Here is a 21,598-nt window from a genome sequence, read left to right on the forward strand (position 1 = left end):
CCGTTAACAAATTAAATGCAATACACATAAACAGCATAAATGATGAGAAATTTAAACAACATTCCCAAAGTAATATTAAAATCAAAAAGTATTGGGGCTCCAATTAACTTTAAATGGACAAAAAAGAAAATAGATGAACTATTAGACCCATTAGAAACAACAATAGATCTTGAGAATACTTTAATGCAAATTAACCACAAAGGTTCTATTGGACTAACTGCCGCTTTATTAGAATGGATATATTGGCGTTTTACCGGATATACGCAATTTACTAACGACACCCAAAAACGAATTGAAGCACTTTGGTGTTCAATAGAAAATCGTGAACAAACTAATCCTTTATTATTTGACACTGATCTTAAATTTCCAGCTTCAGGCTCTGTTAATGGTGCTTTATGGATTGCACTAATGAACGTGAGAATGATTGATGTAAGATATAGAAAAGGTTCTTATTATTTACAAAATGAACTTATCGGTTTAGTTTTATTGGCTCGTCATATTACTCCAAAAAAGAAAACATTTGATAATTGGTTTACTCAAACTATAACAAATTTAATTCATCTGTATCCTTGCTCATATAAAAATGCAGAACTGGATCAGTCAGACGAAGCTGTATATGACTCTTCAACCGAAGCTGTTATTTCCCGTGAATTCTTCTTTGACGAGGAATTTGAATATACCATAGAAGCGTCTGAAAACGCTATTCATAATTTTATCAATAATTTAAACCCAAAAGAAAATGCTTTTTTAAATCTTCCACAAAGAGCCTCATAGTTGTAATATTTTTTATTTTTGATTAAAAATAACCCGGTCAGAATATATACTCTAACCGGGTTATTGATTTTATATCGTTCAGCTTAAACTTTAAACTTCAAAGGAAGATGAACCACTTTTTTGGTTTCAAAAAATTCATCTTCAAATATTTCCGCCAAATCGTACAGTGTTGCATTTGGAAAATCTTTTAGCTCTTCGGCTAAATCACCTCCTTTTAAATATAGGATTCCATTTTTTAAAGCATGTTTATTTTGCTTTTTGATTTTATCTTTAATCCAGGAAACAAAATCAGGCATATTCGTAACAGCACGACTTACAATAAAATCGAAATCACCTTTTACCAATTCTGCACGTTTTTGTTCTGCTTTTACGTTTTTTAATTCTAATGCATCAGCAACACCTTGCACTACTTTTATTTTTTTCGCAATAACATCAATCAGATAAAAACGTGTTTCAGGGAAAAGAATTGCTAATGGTATTCCCGGAAATCCACCGCCGGTTCCAACATCCAAAACTGTTGCTCCGGGTTCAAACTTCATGATTTTAGCAATTCCTAAAGAATGTAAAATGTGTTTAGTATATAAGGAATCAATGTCTTTACGCGAAATCACATTGATTTTTTCATTCCAATCGTGGTATAAAAAGTCTAATTTTTGAAATTGTTCGATTTGAAGATCGGTCAAATCAGGAAAATATTTCAATATCTCATCCATTGCTCTAAATTTTTAACAAAAGTACTACTTTACGATTGAAATATTTAACTCAATTTTGCAAATTGAAAATTTATAATAATTACCTTTGAAAACTATTTAAATTAATTATGAATAACACTGCACCAACATTTGCAAGGCAAGACAATTTGAAATTTTTTAGAACACTTAACTCTCGTGTAAACAATTATTTCAAAGAAAATAACATTCAGAAAACAGGAAACTGGAAGTTACACTTAAAAGCCGTTATTCTTTTTGCTGTTTTTCTTACTCCATACTTTTTAATCCTTACGCTAGACATGCCATTTTGGGTAATGTTACTATTATCAATCGTAATGGGTATTGGAATGGCCGGAGTTGGAATGAACGTAATGCATGACGGAAATCACGGATCTTATTCAAACAAAAGCTGGATTAACAAAATAATGGGCGGCACGATTTATGTCTTAGCTGGAAATGTTTACAACTGGCAAGTTCAGCATAATGTGTTGCACCATACGTATACCAATATTCCCGGACACGATGAAGATCTTGATGCAGGAAGAATTATTCGTTTTACAGAACATGCAGAATGGCATAGTTTTCACCGTTTTCAGCATTATTATTCGGTATTCTTATATGGTTTATTAACTTTCAATTGGGCCATCACAACCGATTTTAAGCAAATGCGTAATTACCTGAGAAGAAAATTGTCTTACGGAGAGCCAAAAAGTCCAAAAATTCTTTGGACAACTTTAATTATAACAAAAATCATCTATGTATCAATCTGGATTGTATTGCCAATCGTAATTGGAATTACATGGTGGAAAGTAGTTCTTGGATTTTTTGTAATGCATTATACAACTGGATTAATCTTAAGTATTGTATTTCAACTAGCACACGTTGTTGATCATACTACTAATCCGGAACCAAATGAATTAGGAGAAATGGAAAATACATGGGCAATTCACCAATTATATACTACAACTAATTTTGCTCCAAAAAATGCAATTGTAAACTGGTATACAGGAGGTTTAAATCATCAGATCGAACACCATATTTTTCCAAATATTAGTCATATTCATTATGGTAAAATTGCAAAAATCGTAAAAGAAACCGCGCAAGAATGCAACTTACCTTATTACGAATACAAAACAATGGGAAGTGCAATTATTGCTCACTTTAAGCATTTACGAGATCTTGGTATGAAACCAGAATTATCACTTTAAACTAAAAAATCTATTAATAATTAACCCTCCTTGATTGGCGTAGAAAATTAAGGACATTCAAAAAATTTATAATGAATCATATTCTTTCGGACAGAATCAACAACTTAGCAACTTCACAAACATTAGCAATGGCTGCTTTGGCCCGCGAATTAAAAGCACAAGGAAAAGACATTATTAGTTTAAGCTTAGGTGAACCTGATTTCAACACACCTGATTTCATTAAAGAAGCTGTAAAAAGAGCAGTAGATGAAAATTACAGTACTTATTCTCCAGTAGAAGGTTATTTAGAATTAAGAGAAGCAATTTGCAGAAAATTCAAAAGAGACAACAACTTAGAGTACAAACCAACTCAAATCGTTGTTTCTACAGGAGCAAAACAATCATTATACAACATTGCACAAGTAATGTTAAACGACGGTGACGAGGTTATTTTACCAGCACCTTACTGGGTTTCTTATTTCGAAATCGTAAAACTTTCAGGCGGAGTTCCGGTTGAAGTTCCAACATCGGTAGATACTGATTTCAAAATCACTCCAGAACAATTAGAAGCTGCAATTACACCAAAAACAAAAATGATGTGGTTCTCTTCTCCTTGTAATCCATCTGGATCTGTATACAGCAGAGAAGAATTAACAGCGCTTGCAAAAGTTTTAGAAAAACACCCAAATATATATGTAGTTGCAGACGAAATTTATGAGCACATTAATTTCTCAGGAACATTCTGCAGTATCGGTTCAATCCCGGGAATGTTAGAAAGAACAATTACTGTAAACGGGGTTGCAAAAGCATTTGCAATGACTGGATATAGAATTGGTTATATCGGTGCTCCAGAATTTATCGCAAAAGCGTGTACAAAAATTCAAGGACAAGTAACTTCTGGTGCAAACTCTGTAGCACAACGTGCTACAATCACTGCTGTTGATGCTGATCCTAGCGTATTAAACGAAATGGTTAAAGCTTTCCACGGTCGTAGAGATTTAGTAGTTGGATTATTAAAAGAGATTCCAGGTGTTAAAATCAACGTTCCCGAAGGAGCTTTCTACGTTTTCCCAGACGTTTCTTCTTTCTTCGGAAAAACATTAAGAGGAACTGAAATTAAAGATGCAAACGATGTTTCTATGTATCTTTTGGCAGAAGCAAACGTTGCAACAGTAACAGGAGACGCTTTTGGAAATCCAAACTGTATTCGTTTCTCTTACGCAACAAGCGACGATATCTTAAAAGAAGCATTACGCAGAATCAAAGAAGCTTTGACTGCATAATTCAAATATAAGTTTTTATTAAAACGGCTTAAGGTTCAAAAGTTTCATCACTTTTATACTTTAAGCTGTTTTTTTATGGAAATTAATTTGGGCGTGTGCTTGTCCCGATAGCTATCGGGAGGCTATCCACATCAAGTCCTCGCACTTCCTTCGTCAGGCTGTGGGCTTTCCACTACTATCCCTCACGCAAAATGATATGCGAGAAATATCATTTTAAAACAAAAATATGACACATCTATAATTTGTGAAATTGATAGCAAACAAAAAACAGTTTCAAAATTCCCATTCCACAATATTATAAAACCCCAGATGAAATCCTGTAAAACAAAGCACCTTAGAAATTACAAACTTTGTAATATATTAATTTCAAAAATTACAGGTCATGACAAATACAGATGAAACCACAACAGAAACAGTTAAAACACTGGAAGGATTAATTTCAATTCTTGAAGATGGAAAACTAGGATATACCAACGCCGCCGAGCACGTAGAAAATCTCGCCATAAAAGCCGATTTCCTAGATTATGCCCGCGAACGTGCTTTGTTTATTGTAGAATTACAGGACGAAATCAATAAACTAGGAAAATCAACAGACACTTCCGGCGGAGGCCCGTTAGGAACTCTACACCGCGCCTGGATAGACATCAAATCATCTTTCACTGGTGGCGATACAGAAGCTATCATCAACGCTTGTGTAACCGGAGAAGAAGCCGCTATAGAAAAATACAAAATGGCTCTCGAAGAAAACCATCTTGAACACAGTCAGGTATTTATTGTATCTAAACAATTAAACAGTATTCAAAATACTTTATCACAAATTAAAATGAGAGCGAATTAATCATATTAAAACTTTTAATTTTAGAAAAACTGCTTGATCATCTGATTGAGTAGTTTTTTTTATTTATAATTCAGAAAAATTCTTATTTTCGCCGCGCCGTTTCAATAAATCAAAAAAATATATGACATTAACTTTGCGTTATTTTATTACTCTTGTTTTTATAATATTATTTTCATGTTATTCAAAAGCCCAATCAACAGGAAAATCCATTAAAGCCTCAATAGGTTACGGATCAAGCAGTTCTTATTATATTGAAAATTATGGAAGTCAAGAAGAAGTAGATGTTATGGGTGGCGGACTTTATCTTCAAGGTGAATATATTATAGGAGTAAAATCATGGTTAAGTGTAAGACCCTATGCTGGTGCAATCTTTGAATCTGTCAATAAAAATCAAAATATACAAAACCAACCTCAATACAAAGTAACAACTAATGCTTTTCTGCTAGGAGGAAAAGTTCGCCTTTGTGCACCAATACCATGGGTTGCTCCATTTATTGAAGGAGGTATTGGAGTTTCAATAGGTAAATTTGAAACCATTACACCTGGAGTTAACTTCGACAAAAGCGACGCTTTATTGCATATTCCATTTAGTATTGGATTAGCCATAGGCAGACATAATAGTTTCGAAATTGGTATTTCCGGCTACTTTCATCCCGCTGCAAAACAGTCAACAGGAGTATTTGCCGTAGGTTATAATTTCCCTCTCGATTAATTTAAAGTTCACATTCCCGTTATCTTCATTCCATATTAAGTTAACAATTTCAAAAAAATCGCTTCTACACTAGCAAACTCGAATAATTTATTAGACCTTTGCACACTTTTTTCCGTGAATACCACAAAAGGCTAAAGTTTTAGAAATGAAGAAGAAAATAGAAATATTAGCTCCAGCAAGAGATTTAATCGGCGGAATGGCAGCTATTAACAGCGGTGCAGATGCAGTATATATTGGTGCGCCACAATTTGGAGCACGTTCTAATGCCAATAATTCAATTGAAGATGTTGCGGCATTAGTAAAATACGCGCACTTATTTAACGCTCAGGTTTTTGTGGTAATGAATACCATTTTGTACGACAACGAATTAGATACTTGTCGCGCCATGATTTGGGAGTTATACGGAATTGGTGTTGATGCCCTGATTATTCAGGATATGGCGATTATGGAAATGGACTTGCCTCCTATCGTACTTCATGCCAGTACACAAGCCAACAACCGTGACGCAGATAAAATTAAATTCTTAAAAGATGCCGGAATCAAACGTGTGGTTTTAGCACGTGAATTAAACTTGCATCAAATTAAAACAATCTACGACGAAGCTGATGTTGAATTAGAGTTTTTCGTAACTGGTGCACTTTGTGTATCCTTCAGTGGAAACTGTTATATGAGTGTGGCAAACGGAGAACGTAGCGCCAACCGTGGCTCTTGTGCTCAAAACTGCCGTTTACCATATAACTTAATCGACGGAAATGGAGAAACTTTAATCAAAAACAGTCACTTGCTTTCGATTAAAGATTTAGACGTTTCAGATCAAATTCCGAATTTGATCGAAGCCGGAATCGTTTCTTTCAAAATTGAAGGCCGTCTAAAAGATGTGGCTTACGTTAAAAACAACGTTTCTTATTTACGTCAAAAATTAGACAGTTATTTAGAAGGAAGCGATAAATACACCAAAGCTTCTTCTGGAAAATGTACATATACTTTCGATTCTACTTTAAACAGAACGTTCAACCGTGGTTATACCGATTATTTTGTTAACGAAAGACACGCTAGTATTGGTTCTTGGGAAAGTCCAAAATCAAAAGGACAATATATTGGTAAATTAGTCCGAACTATTGGAGATGCTTACGAAATCGAAAACGGCGAATTACTAAACAACGGTGACGGACTTTGTTTCATCAACGAAAACAACGAAGCGGACGGAATTTATGTCAACAAAGCTGAGAACGGAAAAGTTTATCCAAACGTTCTTAAAGAAATTAAAGACGGAACTTTCATTTACCGTAATAATGATATTGCTTTCATCAAAATTGTTGAAAGAGAAGACAGTGCGATCCGTAAAATCGGAACTACTTTATTGCTTACCGAAAACGAAAATGGTTTTGAATTAATCGCAACCGACGAAGACGGAAACGTAAGCACCGTAAAATTAGAGCACGCAAAAGAGCAGACAAAAACTGGCGAATCGATCGAAGAAAACATTAAAGTGCAATTGGCAAAAACAGGTTTTACACCTTACAGCGCCGATGAAATCAATGTAATGTTCTCTCAAAACTGGTTCCTTCCTATTTCAAAAATCAACGAAATGAGAAGAAATGTTTTCGAACAATTATCAGAAATTCGTCTGGCAAATTATAAACGTGAAGAACACCAATTGGTAAAAACGTCACATCCTTATCCGGAAACTAAACTGGATTTCATGTACAACGTTTCGAACAAAACCGCTCGTAAATTCTACGAACGCCACGGTGTTACCGAAATCGAAAAAGCATTTGAATTACAATGGGATCCAGGAAAATCTCGTGTAATGACAACCAAATATTGCATCAAATACGAATTAAAAAAATGTCCGATACACCAAAAGGACATTGTTGGTGTTAAGGTAAAAGAACCTTTGGTTTTAAAACAGGGAGAGTTAGAATACAAACTTAAATTCAACTGCAAACCCTGCGAAATGGAAATCTGGGAAAAAGATGCCGAATTTGAGATTGAAGAAGATCAATATCATTAATATACAAACCGATGCTTTTAAAAGAAGTATCGGTTTTTTATTTTGGGCGTGTGCTTGTCCCGATAGCTATCGGGAGGCTATCCGTTACAAGTCCTCACACTTCCTCCGTCAGGCTCCGGGCTTTCCACTTCTATCCCTCACGCAAACGGGTTAACGAGAAAATATCATTTTCAAAAGAAAAAGCATTAATTGCCTCCAGCTTTAGCTGGAGGTTAATTTAATCACCTCAATAAGGCTTTAGCCAAAAATTAAGTTTGGCTAAAGCCTAGATAATCTTTACTAAAGTTCCTCCAGCTAAAGCTGGAGGCAATTGATAAAAAATAATCTGCCAAATTTGCAACCCGAGCGACAGCGAACAGGTGAAGCAAATCTGCGAGAGAAACTTTTTGCTATCTTACCTTTAAATTAAAACCAAAAACTTAGCGTTCTTTGCGTAAATCTTTCCGCTCTTTGCGGTTAAACACACATTGCTTAGGCGCACTGCAGTGCATCTCTACATCAATACATATAAATTGAACTTTGCGGTTAAAAACATTTTTCGTTACTTTTACTTCTCCAACAATATAACACTCTAAAATGAAAAACATATTATTAGCGACATTCCTATTTATCGGAATCGCAGTTCAGGCTCAAAGCAAAAAGAAATTTGACAAACCAACAATCGTAGAAGCTTCCTGCGGAGAATGCCAATTCGGAATGAAAGGCAAAAGCTGTGATTTAGCCGTTCGTATTGACGGAAAAAGCTATTTTGTAGACGGAACAACTATTCACGATCACGGAGATGCACACGCTGAAAAAGGTTTTTGCAATGCCATCAGCAAAGCTTCTGTTACTGGAGAAATTGTAAACAACAGATTCAAAGCAACTTCGTTTGCATTAATAGAAGATAAAAAATAATGGCATTAATTCTTGAAAACATTGCCAAACATGTTTCTCTTACTCCAGAAGAACAAGCGCTTTTTCTATCTAAACTTGAAACGAATACTTACAAAGCCAAAACCATTTTATTGAATGCAGGCGAAGTTTGCAAACATTCGTATTTTGTAAATTCGGGTATTTTAAGAAGTTTCAATATAAACGATAATATTGTAGAACATGTTCTTGCATTTGCCTGCGAAGGCTGGTGGATGAGTGATATGTACAGTTATTTTTCGCAAAAACCGGGACAGCTTTTTATTGAAGTTTTAGAAGAGGCAGAAGTAGTTTCATTATCCAAAGAAAATCAGGAACAATTGTATCTTGAAATTCCGAAACTGGAGCGTTTTTTTAGGATTTTAATCGAGAATTCATTAGTTGCAAATCAACAGCGATTAATGGACAACTTGAGTTTGCCTGCGGAAGAACGATTCGAAAAATTTACTAAAAAATATGGGACATTGGTTCACAAAGTGCCACAAAAACAAATTGCTTCTTTCATTGGTGTAACACCTGAATTTTTTAGCAAAATGAAAGCTCGCCTTTTGAAGAAATAAAAAAATTAACCATTAAGACATTAAGATTCATTAAGCTAGACTTAATCTTTCTTATTAATTAAAGACATAAAGCTTAACTTTCTTAATATCTTAATGGTAAAAAAATGAATTAAAATTGCTCAACCTCCGTAGAATGTTCCATTGCGGTTATAGTTGATTTTCCTATCATCACCGTATTTTGAACGGCATCGAAATAAGAAGTTCCCACAAAAGCCTGGTGCTTTACAGCTCTGAATCCGTTTTTCTGTAGAGCGAATTCTCTTTCCTGCAATTCAGAATAACCTACCATTCCGCGTTCTTTGTACGCTCTAGACAATTCGAACATGCTCGTATTCAAAGCATGGAATCCCGCCAAAGTAATGAACTGGAATTTATAACCCATTGCCGCCAAATCCTCTCTGAACGTTTCCATTTCAGCAACAGTTAATCTTGCTGCCCAGTTAAAAGATGGCGAACAATTGTATGCCAGCATTTTATCCGGAAATTCTTTTTTCATTGCATCTGCAAATTTTTTCGCATAAACCAAATCAGGATTACTGGTTTCCATCCAGATCAAATCGGCATAAGGAGCATAACTTAAACCTCTTGCAATTCCTTGATCGATTCCGTTGTTTACGTAGAAGAAACCTTCAGCTGTTTTTTCTCCTGTTAAGAATTTTCGATCTCTTGGGTCGGCATCACTCGTTAGTAAATTAGCTGCATCAGCATCTGTTCTTGCAACAATCAAAGTTGGAACTCCCATAACATCTGAAGCCAAACGAGCAGCAATCAGCTTATTAATCGCTTCTTGTGTTGGTACCAAAACTTTTCCGCCAAGGTGTCCACACTTTTTAGCAGAACTAAGCTGATCTTCAAAATGCACACCAGAAGCTCCTGCTTCAATCATTGATTTCATCAATTCGAAAGCATTTAAATTTCCTCCGAAACCCGCTTCGGCATCAGCCACAATCGGCACTAAATAATCTTTTTTATCTTCAACTTTATTTACGGTCTGAATCTGATCAGCGCGCAATAAAGCATTATTAATCTTTTTTACCACCATCGGAACGCTGTTTACAGGATAAAGCGATTGATCTGGATACATTTCGCCTGCCAGATTTGCATCCGCTGCAACTTGCCATCCGCTTAAATAAATCGCTTCTAAACCAGCGTCAACTTCCTGAATCGCCTGATTTCCCGTTAAAGCCCCCAAACCCGCAACATAATCCTGATTTTTTAACTTTCTCCATAATTTTTGCGCTCCCATTTTGGCAATAGAATGCTCAATTTGATAAGATCCCTGAAGCGTCACTACTTCACTCGCAGTGTAAGGACGCTCCACTCCTTTCCATCTTGGGTTCGCAATCCAATCGTTAATCAATTCCTGAATTCTGTCTTCTGTTGTTTTCATAAATGTATAGTTAAGTTGGTTAGTAAGTAATAGCGTTATATGTTTTAAATTTCCTGCAAGGTCTTTTTTTGACCTTGTAGTTTTTTATTATTACGATCGCCATACCTACAAGGTTTTGTAAACCTTGCAGGAATCCCAATTAGGTGTCTTATAAGTATTTGTAGCACGGAATCGTCAAGAAGTCAACGAAATCAGGATTTACAACTAATCTCTCTAGTACTTTTTCTGCTAATGGAAATTGCTGTTTTTCATGATTTTCTTCTCCTAATTCTGTTTTGATTTTTTGAAATTCATCCAAAGCCAATTCGTGATAATACGCCAAATCTAATTTTCGTCCGTTATCCAAAACCTCTTTATTCTGAAGCCATTGCCACAATTGCGATCTCGAAATTTCGGCAGTTGCTGCATCTTCCATTAAATTATGCAAAGCAGCCGCACCTTGACCGTTCAGCCATGAAGCCAAATACAAAACGCCCACATTGATATTTTTACGAACACCATTTTCAGTAATTAATCCAATTGGTGGTTCAATCAAATCTGCTTCTGTTATTTTGCGGTGTTCTCTTTTTATGTGAATCTGGTTTGGCGTTGGCATTCCTTTATCAAAAATTTCTTTTGCTAAAACAACCAAGTCCGGATGCGCCACCCAGGTTCCGTCATGACCATTTTTGACTTCACGCTCTTTATCTGCTTTTACTTTCGCGAAAGCCACAGCATTTGCTTCATCATTATTTCGAATCGGAATCTGCGCTGCCATTCCGCCAATCGCATGAATTCCGCGTTTATGACATCTCTGAATTACCAAATTCGAATATGCATTCATAAAAGGCGAGGTCATATTTACCTGATCGCGGTCTGGAACGATGAATTTTGGATTTTTTCTAAACTTTTTAATGTAAGAGAAAATATAATCCCAGCGTCCGCAGTTTAAACCAACAATATGTTCTTTTAATTCATAAATGATTTCATCCAATTGAAAACTCGCCGTAATCGTTTCAATTAAAACGGTCACTTTTATAGTTCCTCTTTCCAGTTTCAAATAATCCTCTGTAAAATCAATTACTGTATTCCACCATCTTGCTTCCAGATAATGTTCCAATTTCGGAATGTAGAAATACGGTCCAGAACTGCTCTCCAAAAGTCTTTTATGATTATGAAAAACATACAATCCGAAGTCTATCAGCGATCCCGAAACTTCATTTCCTTCAATTAAAACGTGTTTTTCAGGAAGATGCAAACCTCTTGGACGAACAATAAGGGTTGCTATTTTTTCATTTAAATGATAGGATTTTTGCTTTACCAAGTCTGTATATGTTATGGTTTTATTTACCGCATCAATCAAATTCACTTGCCCGTCCATTAAATTTTGCCAGGTTGGTGAAGTACTGTCTTCAAAATCGGCCATAAAAGTTTTGGCGCCTGAATTCAAAGCATTGATAATCATTTTACGATCAACTGGTCCGGTAATTTCTACTCTTCGATCTAGTAAATCTTTCGGAATTTCCCCAGCTTTCCAATTACCTTCTCTGACGCTTTTTGTTTCTGGAATAAAAACCGGCATGACACCCTGATCAAAAGCGACTTGTTTTTGCTCTCTTTGCAAAAGCAACAATTTTCGTTGTGATTCGAATTTTTTGTGCAATTCGGTAATAAATGCAATCGCTTCTTCTGTCCAGATTTTTGGATAAGTAAGCTTCTTGTCGGCCAGAATTTCAAAAGCCATTTCGGTAATTTCTAATTGGTTTTTCATCGCTGCAGATTTTATTTTTTATTTGATTAAAAAGCGTTTCTTCTTAATCATCTTTCATTTTATCAAAACCAACAAATTATAACTAATTCATAATTAACTTGTTTCGACAGTACAATGTTATAAAAAAGTTTTTTACAAAACAAGCGAACGTTCGCTAAATTTAAAAAATAATTATTTTGCGATTGTTTTTATAATACTTATATTTGGCATTATGGATATCGAAAAAGACTATATTAAGCTGATTTTTGGGCTAAAACTCAAGCAAGTCCGCACTGAAAAAAATCTTTCACTTTTTGGCTTAGCTAAATTGACCAATCTTTCAAAATCGTATTTAAACGAGATTGAAAAAGGAAAAAAATATCCCAAAACAGATAAAATTTTGCTTTTATGTGAACATTTGGATGTGACTTACGACCAAATGGTATCTTTAAAACTCGATAATAACCTCGCTCCGATTGGCGAAATCTTAAAATCCGGAATTTTAAAAGAGATTCCGCTGGAACTTTTCGGAATTCAGGAGGCTGATTTAATTGATATTATTGCCAACGCTCCGGCAAAAGTCAATGCGTTCATCAGTACGATTATTGAAATTGCACAGCATTATAATTTAAGCCGGGAAAGTTTTTTTCTTGCCGCATTGCGCTCCTATCAGGAAGCGCACAGTAATTATTTTGAAGATTTAGAAGAAAAGGTAATTGCATTTTCTAAGTCGTTTCAGATTAATTTAGATTCTAAAATTAGTATTGAAGAACTCGAAGCGATTTTAAAAGAAGAATACGAATATAAAATCCAGGAAATTGCTTTTACCGATCAGGAGGCTTTAGACGATTTACGTTCTATTTATGTTCCAAAGAGCAAGACTTTATTGCTTTCAACAGAAATTGACGCGCCTCAGAAAGCTTTTATTCTGGCTAAAGAAATTGCCTATAATTATCTAAAAATTTCAGAACGTTTACTGACTTTCAGCTGGATTAAATTTGAAAATTTTGATCAGGTTCTGAATAACTTTTATGCTTCTTATTTTGCAGGTGCTTTACTTTTACCAAGAAAATTAGTTGTGGATAAAATCAATACTTTTCTGGAAAATGAGAATCCAAAACCGGAAGAATTTGTTTCTTTAATTGAAAGTTTTGAAGTTTCTCCAGAATCTTTTTATCAGCGATTGACGAATTTATTACCAAAAGATTTTCATCTGAAAAACTTATTCTTTTTAAGATTATCACATCGTCCCGGATCCGATTTTTATCAGATAAATAAAGAATTACATATAACCAATCAACAGGAACCGCACGCCAACGAAACCAACGAGCATTATTGCAGAAGATGGGTTTCGGTAAAAACAATAGACGAGGCCATCAAACAAAATAAACCGCATTTTTTTGATGCACAAATTTCGAGTTATGCCAATAGCGGAAACGAATATTTAGTTTTTTCATCGGCTACAAAAGATCCTTTTGCAGAAAATTATATCAGGAGTATTTCGGTTGGGATTCTAATAACCCCAGCAATGAAAAAGAAATTCAAATTCATTGAAGGAAAACCTTTGGTAAAGCGAATTGTTGGTGTTACCTGCGAGACTTGTTCCGTGCAGGATTGTCTGGAGCGCGCTTCTCCTCCTATTACTCTGGAGAAAAAGCAACGTCATGAGAATACGGATGCTGTTGTGCAGCAGTTTATGAATCAGTATAGTTAGATAATTTTAGATTTCAGAATTTAGATTTTTGCACAATCTTGTCATCTCGACGAACGAGAGATCACACAAGGAGTTCGACAAAGATTGGCAACTATTGGATCGGAGCTTCTAGTGTGATCTCTCCTTCGTCGAGATGACAAACTTTGTGGTTACTTTGGGTTCAACTTCTGAAAACAAAAACTTCTTAATTAGCCCCGATAGAAGTGGAAATCCTTTTGTGAATCGTTTTTTAACGAGACACAAAAGATTGAAACGGATAGCGGGACTAGACGTCTTATGAAAACTGAAATTTCTGCTTCAAAAAAAATAATTAGATAATTTTACTAAATCGCGAAAATCCTATAAAGATTGTCGATTCACTTTGTAGAGCTACTAGTGTGATCCTTCCTTCGTCAGGATGACAAACTACACGATAAAACCCTTTGAACCTTTGCTCTTCTGCCTATTTGCAACCAAACCAAAAACCTTAGAATCTTAGCATCTTAGAACCTTAGTACCTTTTCTTAATCTAGGTTAAGTGCCTTTCATTCATCTTGACCGTATCTTTGTACTATAAAAATAACAAAAGGACAAAATCATGGAAAATATAGTATTGCACAAAGCAGAAACTAGAGGAAATGCAAATCACGGATGGTTAAACGCTTATCACAGCTTTAGTTTTGCAAGTTGGTACAATCCGGATAGAATTCAGTTTGGAGCGCTTCGTGTTTTGAATGATGACACGATTGCCGGTGGAATGGGTTTTGGAACTCATCCTCATGATAATATGGAAATTATTACAATTCCGCTTGAAGGTGATTTAGCGCATAAAGACAGCATGGGGAATACTGAAATTATCAAAAATGGTGATATTCAGGTAATGAGTGCCGGAACTGGCGTTCAGCATAGTGAATTTAACCCAAATGCAGATCAACAGACTAAATTGTTACAAATCTGGTTGTTTCCTAATAAAAGAAATGTATCACCTCGTTACCAGCAAATTACTCTGGACGTTGCGGACAGACACAATAAATTGTCTCAGATTTTATCTCCAAATGCTGATGATGAAGGTGTTTGGATTCATCAGGATGCCTGGTTCAATATGGGGAATTTCGATTCTGGAGTTTCTACTGAATATAAAATTAAAAAAGAAGGAAACGGTGTTTACGCTTTCGTTTTAAAAGGAAATGTAACCATCAACGGTCAGGAATTAAATACTCGTGATGCCGTTGGAATTTCAGGAACTGATACTTTAAATATTCAAGCTAATACAGATGCTGAATTTTTATTAATGGATATTCCGATGAACTATTAATTCAAACAAAAAAACAATTAATACCTGAATGCCGAAACGATAATAAATCTGAAAATCAGATTATTATCGTTTCTTTTTTTTTCTTAATTTCAACAAAACTAAAAAAGAAAGGCTAACTTTATAATGGAAAATTGGTCTGACTTTTATCAAATTAACTGCTAAAATTTTCAATTATGAATCTAGATAATGTTACCAAGGAATATACAAACGGAGAAGTAACTATTGTATGGCAGCCAGGAAAATGCATTCATTCTGCCAATTGCAAAAACAATAATCCTGATGTTTTTCGACCAAAAGAAAAACCATGGATTACTCCGGAACATTCTACGACTGAAAAAATAATTTCTACCGTTAATAAATGTCCGTCGGGAGCGCTGACATTTTATATGAATACTAAAAAATAACTCTTCGACTTTGCTCAGAGAGACAAAAGGTGTACAAATGTGATAATCAAAAATTATCACATTTTTTATTTCTTAATCTAGGTTAAGTGCTTCAGGACAACTGCTACCGTAACTTTGTCCTATCAAAATGAAACAAATTAATTATTAAAAAAAATAAAATTATGGCAACTACAAAATGGTCAATTGACCCAACTCACTCAGAAATTGGTTTTAAAGTTAAACACATGATGTTTACAAATGTTTCAGGAAAATTTGGAACTTACGATGCTACAATTACTACAGACGGAGATAACTTCGAAAATGCTGCTATCGAATTTTCTGGCGATATCGCTTCAGTTGATACTGCAAATGCAGACAGAGACGGACATTTAAGAAGCGGCGACTTTTTTGACGCTGAAAATCATCCAAAATTAGCTTTCAAAGCTTCTTCATTCAAAAAAATTGATGCTGGAGATTATGAATTAACTGGAGATTTAAGCATTAAAGGTGTTTCAAAAACAGTAAAATTTCCTGTTGAATTTAGCGGAACTATGACTGATCCTTGGGGAAATACAAAAGTAGGCTTAAGCATTGAAGGAAAAATCAATCGTAAAGATTGGGGATTAAACTGGAACTCAGCTCTTGAAACTGGAGGAGTTTTAGTTGGTGAAGAAGTAAAATTAAACATCGAATTACAATTCGTAAAACAAGCTTAATCTTTTGGTTTAAGATTAGATTTAATTGGTTGGTTAAAAGCTCTGTACTTTTTGTGCAGGGCTTTTTTTAAAACCAAAAATTACACAAATTTTCGCAAATTATTTTTCTCAAAAAGCGCTATTTTTTTGCCACAGATTAAAATGATTTCCACAGATTTAATCCAATTAATCCTTTAATCTTTGGCAAAAAATTAAAATAATAATTTGTGCTAATTTGTGGTTAATAAAACTCAACGTGAAGTATTTCTAAATTCTGTTGGTGAAATTCCTGTTTGTTTTTTGAAGAATCTGGAGAAGTACGAGTAATCTTCATAACCGACTTTAAACGCAACTTCATTTACAGCTAATTGCTTATTCATCAACATTCTTTTAATTTCCAAAATAACACGATCTGTAATAACTTCTGTTGCTGTTTTCTGGAGGATTTCGTTACAGATTCTGTTTAAATGTTTTAATGTAATATTTAGTTTTTCTGCATAAAATGACGGCAGTTTTTCTGTTCTGAAATACTCTTCTAAAAGCGATTCGAATAAATTGATTTTGATATTGTATGAATGAGCCTGATGCGAATAGGTTTCGCTGTATTTTCTAGCGACTTCAATATGAATGCAGTCTAATAAATTCAACAATTTATCTAGTTGATATTTATTGTTCTGGATGTTTTCCTGAATCAATAAATCAAAATAAGGTTGAATTTTCGGGATTTCATTTTCCTCAAAAACCATTTCCGGTCTGTTATGAATGGAATGATAAAAATTATAATCGTTGATCTTTTTCTGTCCGAAATATAAATTATATAGTTCCTGAGAAAAGATAATTACAAAACCTTCAACATCTTCAGATAGATTCCAGTGATGCATTTGGCCAGGCTGCAGCACAAAAAGACTTCCTCTCTTGATTGTGAATTGATCAAAATCCACTTCATGCAATCCTGAACCTTTTGTAAAAAAGACCATTAAATAAGAATCATGTCGATGTGGTTCTTCAACAAAACTGTGACTCTTTAAATGCTCTTTAAAAGTATTCACATAAAAATCACGATGAATATCGTTACAGCTAAAACTCTGAACACTATAAATGGGATATTTTTTCATAAGGATTAGAATTATTGCACACGGATGACGCGGGTTAAACGGGTTTATACTGATTTCTTTATTATATAATCTGTCAAAATCAGTATAAATCTGCGTCAACCGTGTATCATTTTATACCAAGTTTAATATATCGCAAAAAACAAAACACCAAAAATGTCTTTATTGTGCTATAATAAGCGAAGATATAAAAAAGACTTTTATTCTGCCCTGAATTACCTTTGTATAAATAAAAAATAGCAAAGTCATGTCAAGTGCATTAACTCATATCTTAAGCAACGAATGTCCTATTTGTCATAAAGGAAAAGTTTTTACAGACAAAAATATTTTCTTCAATTTTAGTTTACCAAAAATGAATGAATATTGCAGTCATTGTAATTATAAATTTCAAAAAGAACCTGGTTATTTCTTTGGTGCCATGTATGTAAACTACGGTTTAACAGTAGCTCAGGGGATCGCAACCTATTGCGTTGCGCAGTTTTTCTTTGAGAAAAATTTCGATTTAAGAATCATTCCCATTATTGCCGTTGTGATTATATTACTAACATCATTCAATCTCCGATTTTCACGATTAGCATGGATTTACATGTTTAAGGATTATACGAAATAAAAAAGTGTTATTTTTGCCTTTCTATTGAAGCTAATTTCAATTTCAAAAAAATAAAAAACAAATTAGACAAATGAAAGCATACGTATTTCCGGGTCAGGGCGCACAATTCACAGGAATGGGCAAAGACCTATATGAAAACTCGGCTTTAGCCAAAGAATTATTCGAAAAAGCTAATGAAATATTAGGTTTTAGAATCACTGATATTATGTTTGAAGGTACTGCCGAAGAACTAAAAGAAACTAAAGTTACACAACCGGCTGTATTTTTACATTCTGTTATTTTAGCCAAAACTTTAGGTGAAGATTTCAAACCGGAAATGGTTGCAGGACATTCATTAGGAGAATTCTCAGCATTGGTTGCAAACGGAACTTTATCTTTTGAAGATGGTCTTAAATTGGTTTCTCAGCGTGCTTTGGCAATGCAAAAAGCTTGTGAAATTACGCCGTCTACAATGGCAGCTGTTTTAGGTTTAGCGGATAATATTGTAGAAGAAGTTTGTGCTTCTATCGATGGTATTGTAGTTGCCGCAAACTATAACTGCCCAGGACAATTGGTAATTTCAGGAGAAACTACTGCTGTTGAAAAAGCTTGTGAAGCAATGAAGGCTGCCGGAGCAAAACGTGCTTTGATTTTACCTGTTGGGGGTGCTTTTCACTCGCCAATGATGGAACCGGCAAGAGAAGAATTAGCTGCAGCAATTGAAGCAACTACATTCTCTACTCCTATTTGTCCAGTATACCAAAACGTTACTGCAAATGCGGTTTCTGATGCAAATGAAATTAAAAAGAACTTAATCATTCAGTTGACGGCTCCTGTAAAATGGACACAATCTGTGCAACAAATGATCGCTGACGGCGCTACTTTATTTACAGAAGTTGGTCCTGGAAAAGTTTTAGCTGGTTTGATCAACAAAATTGATAAAGAAGCGGTTACTGTGAATGCTTAATTTTTAAGTGTTAAGTCGCAATTCCTGCAAACTTTCCAAAACCTTGTAAGCATTTAAGCTTTAAAGAAACAGACCTACAAGGTTTTGGAAACCTTGCAGGAAAGTGTAAAAATAAAAATCCTCATAGACTTTAAATCGTTTATGAGGATTTTGTTTTAGAGATATTTAACTTCGATAGAATTGTTATTTACAATCGCTGTTATTAAATAATTTCTTTCTCTTTTTTCGAAAAAGATATACCAAGTTGTTCTATTATTGGCTTTATAAAAAATATAATTTGTTCCCAAATATTTAATTGAATTAGGTGTTTGACTATGCCTCGTTTTCTTTATTCTATCAGGAATCGCATCATACATTGTTAAAACATAATTTTCTGCAGATTCAAGAAATCCAAAATATTCTTTCTTATATAATTTAATTACTAAATCATCTAGAAACCCTAATACCTTTGGTGTGAAAACAACTTCTATTTCCCCCACCATTCTCGGATCCTTCTAATTGATTCAGCTTTTGCTTCTTCAATAGTTAAGCCTTTTGCAAACTCTGCATCAAAATCAAAAGTTTCAGGATCTATGCCTTGAATTTTAGTTTTTTGAATTTCATATTCAGTTGCAGGTTCTTCAACTTTATTATTTTTTTTATTTTCTTTATCCGAGCTCATGATTCCTACTTTTTCATTCTTACAAATTTACAAAATAAATCAAACCAAAAAATGATTATTTTCTCTAAACTTTCTTTTCCTTCTTTTTATAATTCACAATAAAAACGCCAAGAATAATAAGCGCTGTAGCAATAATAAAATCAACTGTAATGATTTCATCTAAAAGAAGCCAGCCCAAAAAAACTGCAATTATTGTATTGATATATGCTAAAATAGAAACTTGAACCGCTGTAACGTGTTTTAAAGCATAACTATAACTAAAAAATGCTATCACTGAACCAAAAACCGATAAATATAAAGCTGCAAAAATACTTCTGGAACTCCATGAACTGAAATCTGGATTTGGCGAAAAAATAGACGCCAAAACTAACTGAATACAGGATGCTGTTATAAATTGGTAAAATAAATTAAGTACAATATTATTTGATTTATTGGCATGCATTTTTGTGTAAATTGTTCCTGCTGCCCAAGCTAAAATAGCAAATCCCATGAACATCATTCCTGTTCTATAATCGGCATCCATAAACGAGCCAAGTCCGTCCTTGAATATAAAAACTACACCAGAAAATCCGATTAATACTCCAACAAATCCTTTCAAACTCATTTTCTGCAATCCAACCAAAATGCTACCTAGAAATATCAATATCGGAGACAATGCACTGATCACAGAAGCTAATCCGCTTGGCAGCGTCTGTTCTGCAATCGTAGTAAAACCATTTGCAATAACAATCATCAAAACTGACGGAATAAGCTGTTGTTTAAAATTTTCCCAACCAATCCATTTCATTTCTTTTTTAAACAATAAAATCGTCATCATTATTATTCCTGCCAAACCCTGACGAATGGAGGTTACAAACCAAGGCGGAATTGTTTCAACCGCAACTCGTATTCCTAAAAATGTTGTTCCCCAAATAATCCCAACTGCCGCAAGAGCGAAAATTAATTTATAATCTAAACTTTGTTTCATGATAATCAATCATCTAAAAAAAAATCCCAAACTATATTGCTATAATTTGGGATCTTAAAATTTTATAATTTTAATGTAAAGAATTATTTACTCCTTACTTTTTGTTCCCATTTCCATGCGCTTGCCATCGCTTCGTCTAAACTTAGTTCCGCTTTCCATCCTAAAACATTATTTGCTTTATCTGTATTTGCATAAGCTTCAGTAATATCACCTTCACGGCGAGGCTTAATGACGTATGGTAATTTTTTATCGCTAACTTTTTCAAAGCTATTAATCACTTCCAAAACAGAACTTCCTTTTCCTGTTCCTAAATTGAAAGTTTCAACTTTTGCTAAGTTTTTCTTATTTAATAAACGCTGTAGTGCAACAACATGTGCTTTTGCTAAATCTACTACATGAATGTAATCACGAACTGCTGTTCCGTCTGGTGTTGGATAATCATCTCCAAAAACAGATAATTCCTGACGCAATCCTACTCCGGTTTGTGTGATAAAAGGAACTAAATTCTGAGGAACACCTATTGGTAATTCCCCAATTTCTGTAGTTGCATGCGCCCCTACCGGATTAAAATAACGTAATAAAATGGCGTTTATATTCGTTACTTTGGCAGTATCTGCAATAATCTCTTCTCCAATTTGCTTGGTGTTTCCGTAAGGTGACATTGCAGTCTGAACCGGAGCATCCTCTGTAATTGGCATTTTTTCGGCTTGACCATAAACCGTACAAGACGAACTGAAAATAAAACTTGCTTCTGGTTTTTGTTGTAATTCCTGTAAAAGATATACCAAACTGCTTATGTTGTTTTCATAGTACAACAATGGTTGCTCAACACTTTCTCCAACCGCTTTTGAAGCCGCAAAATGAATTACTCCCGTAACATCGTTATGTTTTTTAAAGAAATCCCGAACTGAAGATTTTTCTCTTAAATCTAATTTTTCGAATAAAGGTGTTTTGCCTGTAATCGCTGTAATTCCTTTTAAAACATCTTCCGTAGAGTTTGAAAGATTATCGATTATCACTACATCAAAGCCTACATTTTGCAATTCGACTACAGTGTGAGAACCTATAAATCCTAATCCTCCTGTTACTAATACTTTCATTTATTTG

Annotated in this window: 22 protein-coding genes; 14 read left to right on the plus strand and 8 right to left on the minus strand. The window is 34.4% G+C overall.

What is annotated here, in order from left to right; translation table 11 throughout:
- Positions 1–39 precede the first annotated feature (39 nt).
- Positions 40–774 (plus strand): hypothetical protein, encoded by a 735-nt coding sequence (locus KHA98_RS01180; protein ID WP_246522098.1) that lies wholly within the window; start codon positions 40–42, stop codon positions 772–774.
- Positions 775–857: 83 nt separating this feature from the next.
- Here the strand turns inward: KHA98_RS01180 and rsmG are convergent, their stop codons facing one another.
- Positions 858–1,487: a 16S rRNA (guanine(527)-N(7))-methyltransferase RsmG gene (rsmG, locus tag KHA98_RS01185; RefSeq protein WP_213254514.1), complete on the minus strand. Its 630-nt coding sequence runs from the start codon at positions 1,485–1,487 to the stop codon at positions 858–860.
- 107 nt (positions 1,488–1,594) lie between these two features.
- On the opposite strand from rsmG, the gene KHA98_RS01190 reads away from it, so the two are divergent.
- The 7 genes from KHA98_RS01190 to KHA98_RS01220 all read left to right on the plus strand — a co-directional run bounded on the left by KHA98_RS01190 (position 1,595) and on the right by KHA98_RS01220 (position 8,990).
- The gene (locus KHA98_RS01190; protein ID WP_213254516.1) at positions 1,595–2,692 is read left to right on the plus strand and encodes a fatty acid desaturase family protein; all 1,098 of its coding nucleotides are present in this window, start codon (positions 1,595–1,597) and stop codon (positions 2,690–2,692) included.
- Between the two features lie 71 nt (positions 2,693–2,763).
- On the plus strand, positions 2,764–3,954 hold the full coding sequence (locus KHA98_RS01195) for a pyridoxal phosphate-dependent aminotransferase (protein ID WP_213254518.1): 1,191 nt from the start codon (positions 2,764–2,766) through the stop codon (positions 3,952–3,954).
- A gap of 382 nt (positions 3,955–4,336) precedes the next feature.
- Positions 4,337–4,792 carry a ferritin-like domain-containing protein gene (locus tag KHA98_RS01200; RefSeq protein WP_213254519.1) on the plus strand — a complete coding sequence of 152 codons (456 nt, stop codon included), beginning with the start codon at positions 4,337–4,339 and terminating at the stop codon, positions 4,790–4,792.
- Positions 4,793–4,913: 121 nt separating this feature from the next.
- Positions 4,914–5,504 carry a hypothetical protein gene (locus tag KHA98_RS01205; RefSeq protein ID WP_213254521.1) on the plus strand — a complete coding sequence of 197 codons (591 nt, stop codon included), beginning with the start codon at positions 4,914–4,916 and terminating at the stop codon, positions 5,502–5,504.
- Positions 5,505–5,649: 145 nt separating this feature from the next.
- Positions 5,650–7,518 (plus strand): peptidase U32 family protein, encoded by a 1,869-nt coding sequence (locus KHA98_RS01210; RefSeq protein WP_213254523.1) that lies wholly within the window; start codon positions 5,650–5,652, stop codon positions 7,516–7,518.
- 576 nt (positions 7,519–8,094) lie between these two features.
- The gene (locus KHA98_RS01215) at positions 8,095–8,415 is read left to right on the plus strand and encodes a DUF6370 family protein (RefSeq protein ID WP_213254525.1); all 321 of its coding nucleotides are present in this window, start codon (positions 8,095–8,097) and stop codon (positions 8,413–8,415) included.
- The gene (locus KHA98_RS01220) at positions 8,415–8,990 is read left to right on the plus strand and encodes a Crp/Fnr family transcriptional regulator (protein ID WP_213254527.1); all 576 of its coding nucleotides are present in this window, start codon (positions 8,415–8,417) and stop codon (positions 8,988–8,990) included. Before KHA98_RS01215 ends, KHA98_RS01220 begins: the two co-directional genes overlap by 1 nt.
- Before the next feature lie 109 nt (positions 8,991–9,099).
- Here the strand turns inward: KHA98_RS01220 and aceA are convergent, their stop codons facing one another.
- Together aceA and aceB are read right to left on the minus strand one after the other, a co-directional pair.
- Positions 9,100–10,380 (minus strand): isocitrate lyase, encoded by a 1,281-nt coding sequence (gene aceA, locus KHA98_RS01225; protein WP_213254529.1) that lies wholly within the window; start codon positions 10,378–10,380, stop codon positions 9,100–9,102.
- A 148-nt stretch (positions 10,381–10,528) separates the two neighbouring features.
- Entirely contained in the window at positions 10,529–12,130 is a 1,602-nt protein-coding gene (gene aceB, locus KHA98_RS01230) for a malate synthase A (RefSeq protein WP_213254531.1), read from the minus strand.
- A 211-nt stretch (positions 12,131–12,341) separates the two neighbouring features.
- On the opposite strand from aceB, the gene KHA98_RS01235 reads away from it, so the two are divergent.
- The 4 genes from KHA98_RS01235 to KHA98_RS01250 all read left to right on the plus strand — a co-directional run bounded on the left by KHA98_RS01235 (position 12,342) and on the right by KHA98_RS01250 (position 16,216).
- Entirely contained in the window at positions 12,342–13,823 is a 1,482-nt protein-coding gene (locus tag KHA98_RS01235) for a helix-turn-helix domain-containing protein (protein ID WP_213254533.1), read from the plus strand.
- A gap of 577 nt (positions 13,824–14,400) precedes the next feature.
- Positions 14,401–15,117 (plus strand): pirin family protein, encoded by a 717-nt coding sequence (locus KHA98_RS01240; RefSeq protein WP_213254535.1) that lies wholly within the window; start codon positions 14,401–14,403, stop codon positions 15,115–15,117.
- 173 nt (positions 15,118–15,290) lie between these two features.
- On the plus strand, positions 15,291–15,521 hold the full coding sequence (locus KHA98_RS01245; RefSeq protein ID WP_213254537.1) for a (4Fe-4S)-binding protein: 231 nt from the start codon (positions 15,291–15,293) through the stop codon (positions 15,519–15,521).
- A 161-nt stretch (positions 15,522–15,682) separates the two neighbouring features.
- Complete coding sequence (locus tag KHA98_RS01250) at positions 15,683–16,216, plus strand: YceI family protein (RefSeq protein WP_213254539.1); 534 nt, start codon at positions 15,683–15,685, stop codon at positions 16,214–16,216.
- A gap of 230 nt (positions 16,217–16,446) precedes the next feature.
- Here the strand turns inward: KHA98_RS01250 and KHA98_RS01255 are convergent, their stop codons facing one another.
- Entirely contained in the window at positions 16,447–17,310 is an 864-nt protein-coding gene (locus KHA98_RS01255) for a helix-turn-helix domain-containing protein (RefSeq protein WP_213254541.1), read from the minus strand.
- Between the two features lie 244 nt (positions 17,311–17,554).
- Between KHA98_RS01255 and KHA98_RS01260 the strand changes: the two genes are divergently transcribed.
- On the plus strand, positions 17,555–17,917 hold the full coding sequence (locus KHA98_RS01260; protein ID WP_213254543.1) for a DUF983 domain-containing protein: 363 nt from the start codon (positions 17,555–17,557) through the stop codon (positions 17,915–17,917).
- A gap of 70 nt (positions 17,918–17,987) precedes the next feature.
- Positions 17,988–18,863, plus strand: a complete 876-nt coding sequence (gene fabD, locus KHA98_RS01265) for an ACP S-malonyltransferase (RefSeq protein ID WP_213254545.1) — start codon at positions 17,988–17,990, stop codon at positions 18,861–18,863.
- A gap of 155 nt (positions 18,864–19,018) precedes the next feature.
- Here the strand turns inward: fabD and KHA98_RS01270 are convergent, their stop codons facing one another.
- From KHA98_RS01270 to galE, 4 genes are all read right to left on the minus strand, one after another.
- Complete coding sequence (locus KHA98_RS01270) at positions 19,019–19,345, minus strand: hypothetical protein (RefSeq protein WP_213254547.1); 327 nt, start codon at positions 19,343–19,345, stop codon at positions 19,019–19,021.
- The gene (locus tag KHA98_RS01275; RefSeq protein WP_213254549.1) at positions 19,330–19,524 is read right to left on the minus strand and encodes a hypothetical protein; all 195 of its coding nucleotides are present in this window, start codon (positions 19,522–19,524) and stop codon (positions 19,330–19,332) included. Before KHA98_RS01275 ends, KHA98_RS01270 begins: the two co-directional genes overlap by 16 nt.
- 64 nt (positions 19,525–19,588) lie before the next feature.
- Positions 19,589–20,491: a DMT family transporter gene (locus KHA98_RS01280; RefSeq protein WP_213254551.1), complete on the minus strand. Its 903-nt coding sequence runs from the start codon at positions 20,489–20,491 to the stop codon at positions 19,589–19,591.
- Positions 20,492–20,574: 83 nt separating this feature from the next.
- Positions 20,575–21,591: a UDP-glucose 4-epimerase GalE gene (galE, locus tag KHA98_RS01285; RefSeq protein ID WP_213254554.1), complete on the minus strand. Its 1,017-nt coding sequence runs from the start codon at positions 21,589–21,591 to the stop codon at positions 20,575–20,577.
- Positions 21,592–21,598 lie beyond the last annotated feature (7 nt).

It is taken from the genome of Flavobacterium branchiicola (assembly GCF_018383905.1).
Taxonomy (GTDB): domain Bacteria; phylum Bacteroidota; class Bacteroidia; order Flavobacteriales; family Flavobacteriaceae; genus Flavobacterium; species Flavobacterium branchiicola.

Excerpts from the sequence above, each read along its gene's own strand:
- KHA98_RS01180 (WP_246522098.1), top strand. The coding sequence starts at position 40 with ATGATGAGAAATTTAAACAACATTCCCAAAGTAATATTAAAATCAAAA.
- rsmG (WP_213254514.1), bottom strand. The coding sequence starts at position 1,487 with ATGGATGAGATATTGAAATATTTTCCTGATTTGACCGATCTTCAAATC.
- KHA98_RS01190 (WP_213254516.1), top strand. The coding sequence starts at position 1,595 with ATGAATAACACTGCACCAACATTTGCAAGGCAAGACAATTTGAAATTT.
- KHA98_RS01195 (WP_213254518.1), top strand. The coding sequence starts at position 2,764 with ATGAATCATATTCTTTCGGACAGAATCAACAACTTAGCAACTTCACAA.
- KHA98_RS01200 (WP_213254519.1), top strand. The coding sequence starts at position 4,337 with ATGACAAATACAGATGAAACCACAACAGAAACAGTTAAAACACTGGAA.
- KHA98_RS01205 (WP_213254521.1), top strand. The coding sequence starts at position 4,914 with ATGACATTAACTTTGCGTTATTTTATTACTCTTGTTTTTATAATATTA.
- KHA98_RS01210 (WP_213254523.1), top strand. The coding sequence starts at position 5,650 with ATGAAGAAGAAAATAGAAATATTAGCTCCAGCAAGAGATTTAATCGGC.
- KHA98_RS01215 (WP_213254525.1), top strand. The coding sequence starts at position 8,095 with ATGAAAAACATATTATTAGCGACATTCCTATTTATCGGAATCGCAGTT.
- KHA98_RS01220 (WP_213254527.1), top strand. The coding sequence starts at position 8,415 with ATGGCATTAATTCTTGAAAACATTGCCAAACATGTTTCTCTTACTCCA.
- aceA (WP_213254529.1), bottom strand. The coding sequence starts at position 10,380 with ATGAAAACAACAGAAGACAGAATTCAGGAATTGATTAACGATTGGATT.
- aceB (WP_213254531.1), bottom strand. The coding sequence starts at position 12,130 with ATGAAAAACCAATTAGAAATTACCGAAATGGCTTTTGAAATTCTGGCC.
- KHA98_RS01235 (WP_213254533.1), top strand. The coding sequence starts at position 12,342 with ATGGATATCGAAAAAGACTATATTAAGCTGATTTTTGGGCTAAAACTC.
- KHA98_RS01240 (WP_213254535.1), top strand. The coding sequence starts at position 14,401 with ATGGAAAATATAGTATTGCACAAAGCAGAAACTAGAGGAAATGCAAAT.
- KHA98_RS01245 (WP_213254537.1), top strand. The coding sequence starts at position 15,291 with ATGAATCTAGATAATGTTACCAAGGAATATACAAACGGAGAAGTAACT.
- KHA98_RS01250 (WP_213254539.1), top strand. The coding sequence starts at position 15,683 with ATGGCAACTACAAAATGGTCAATTGACCCAACTCACTCAGAAATTGGT.
- KHA98_RS01255 (WP_213254541.1), bottom strand. The coding sequence starts at position 17,310 with ATGAAAAAATATCCCATTTATAGTGTTCAGAGTTTTAGCTGTAACGAT.
- KHA98_RS01260 (WP_213254543.1), top strand. The coding sequence starts at position 17,555 with ATGTCAAGTGCATTAACTCATATCTTAAGCAACGAATGTCCTATTTGT.
- fabD (WP_213254545.1), top strand. The coding sequence starts at position 17,988 with ATGAAAGCATACGTATTTCCGGGTCAGGGCGCACAATTCACAGGAATG.
- KHA98_RS01270 (WP_213254547.1), bottom strand. The coding sequence starts at position 19,345 with ATGGTGGGGGAAATAGAAGTTGTTTTCACACCAAAGGTATTAGGGTTT.
- KHA98_RS01275 (WP_213254549.1), bottom strand. The coding sequence starts at position 19,524 with ATGAGCTCGGATAAAGAAAATAAAAAAAATAATAAAGTTGAAGAACCT.
- KHA98_RS01280 (WP_213254551.1), bottom strand. The coding sequence starts at position 20,491 with ATGAAACAAAGTTTAGATTATAAATTAATTTTCGCTCTTGCGGCAGTT.
- galE (WP_213254554.1), bottom strand. The coding sequence starts at position 21,591 with ATGAAAGTATTAGTAACAGGAGGATTAGGATTTATAGGTTCTCACACT.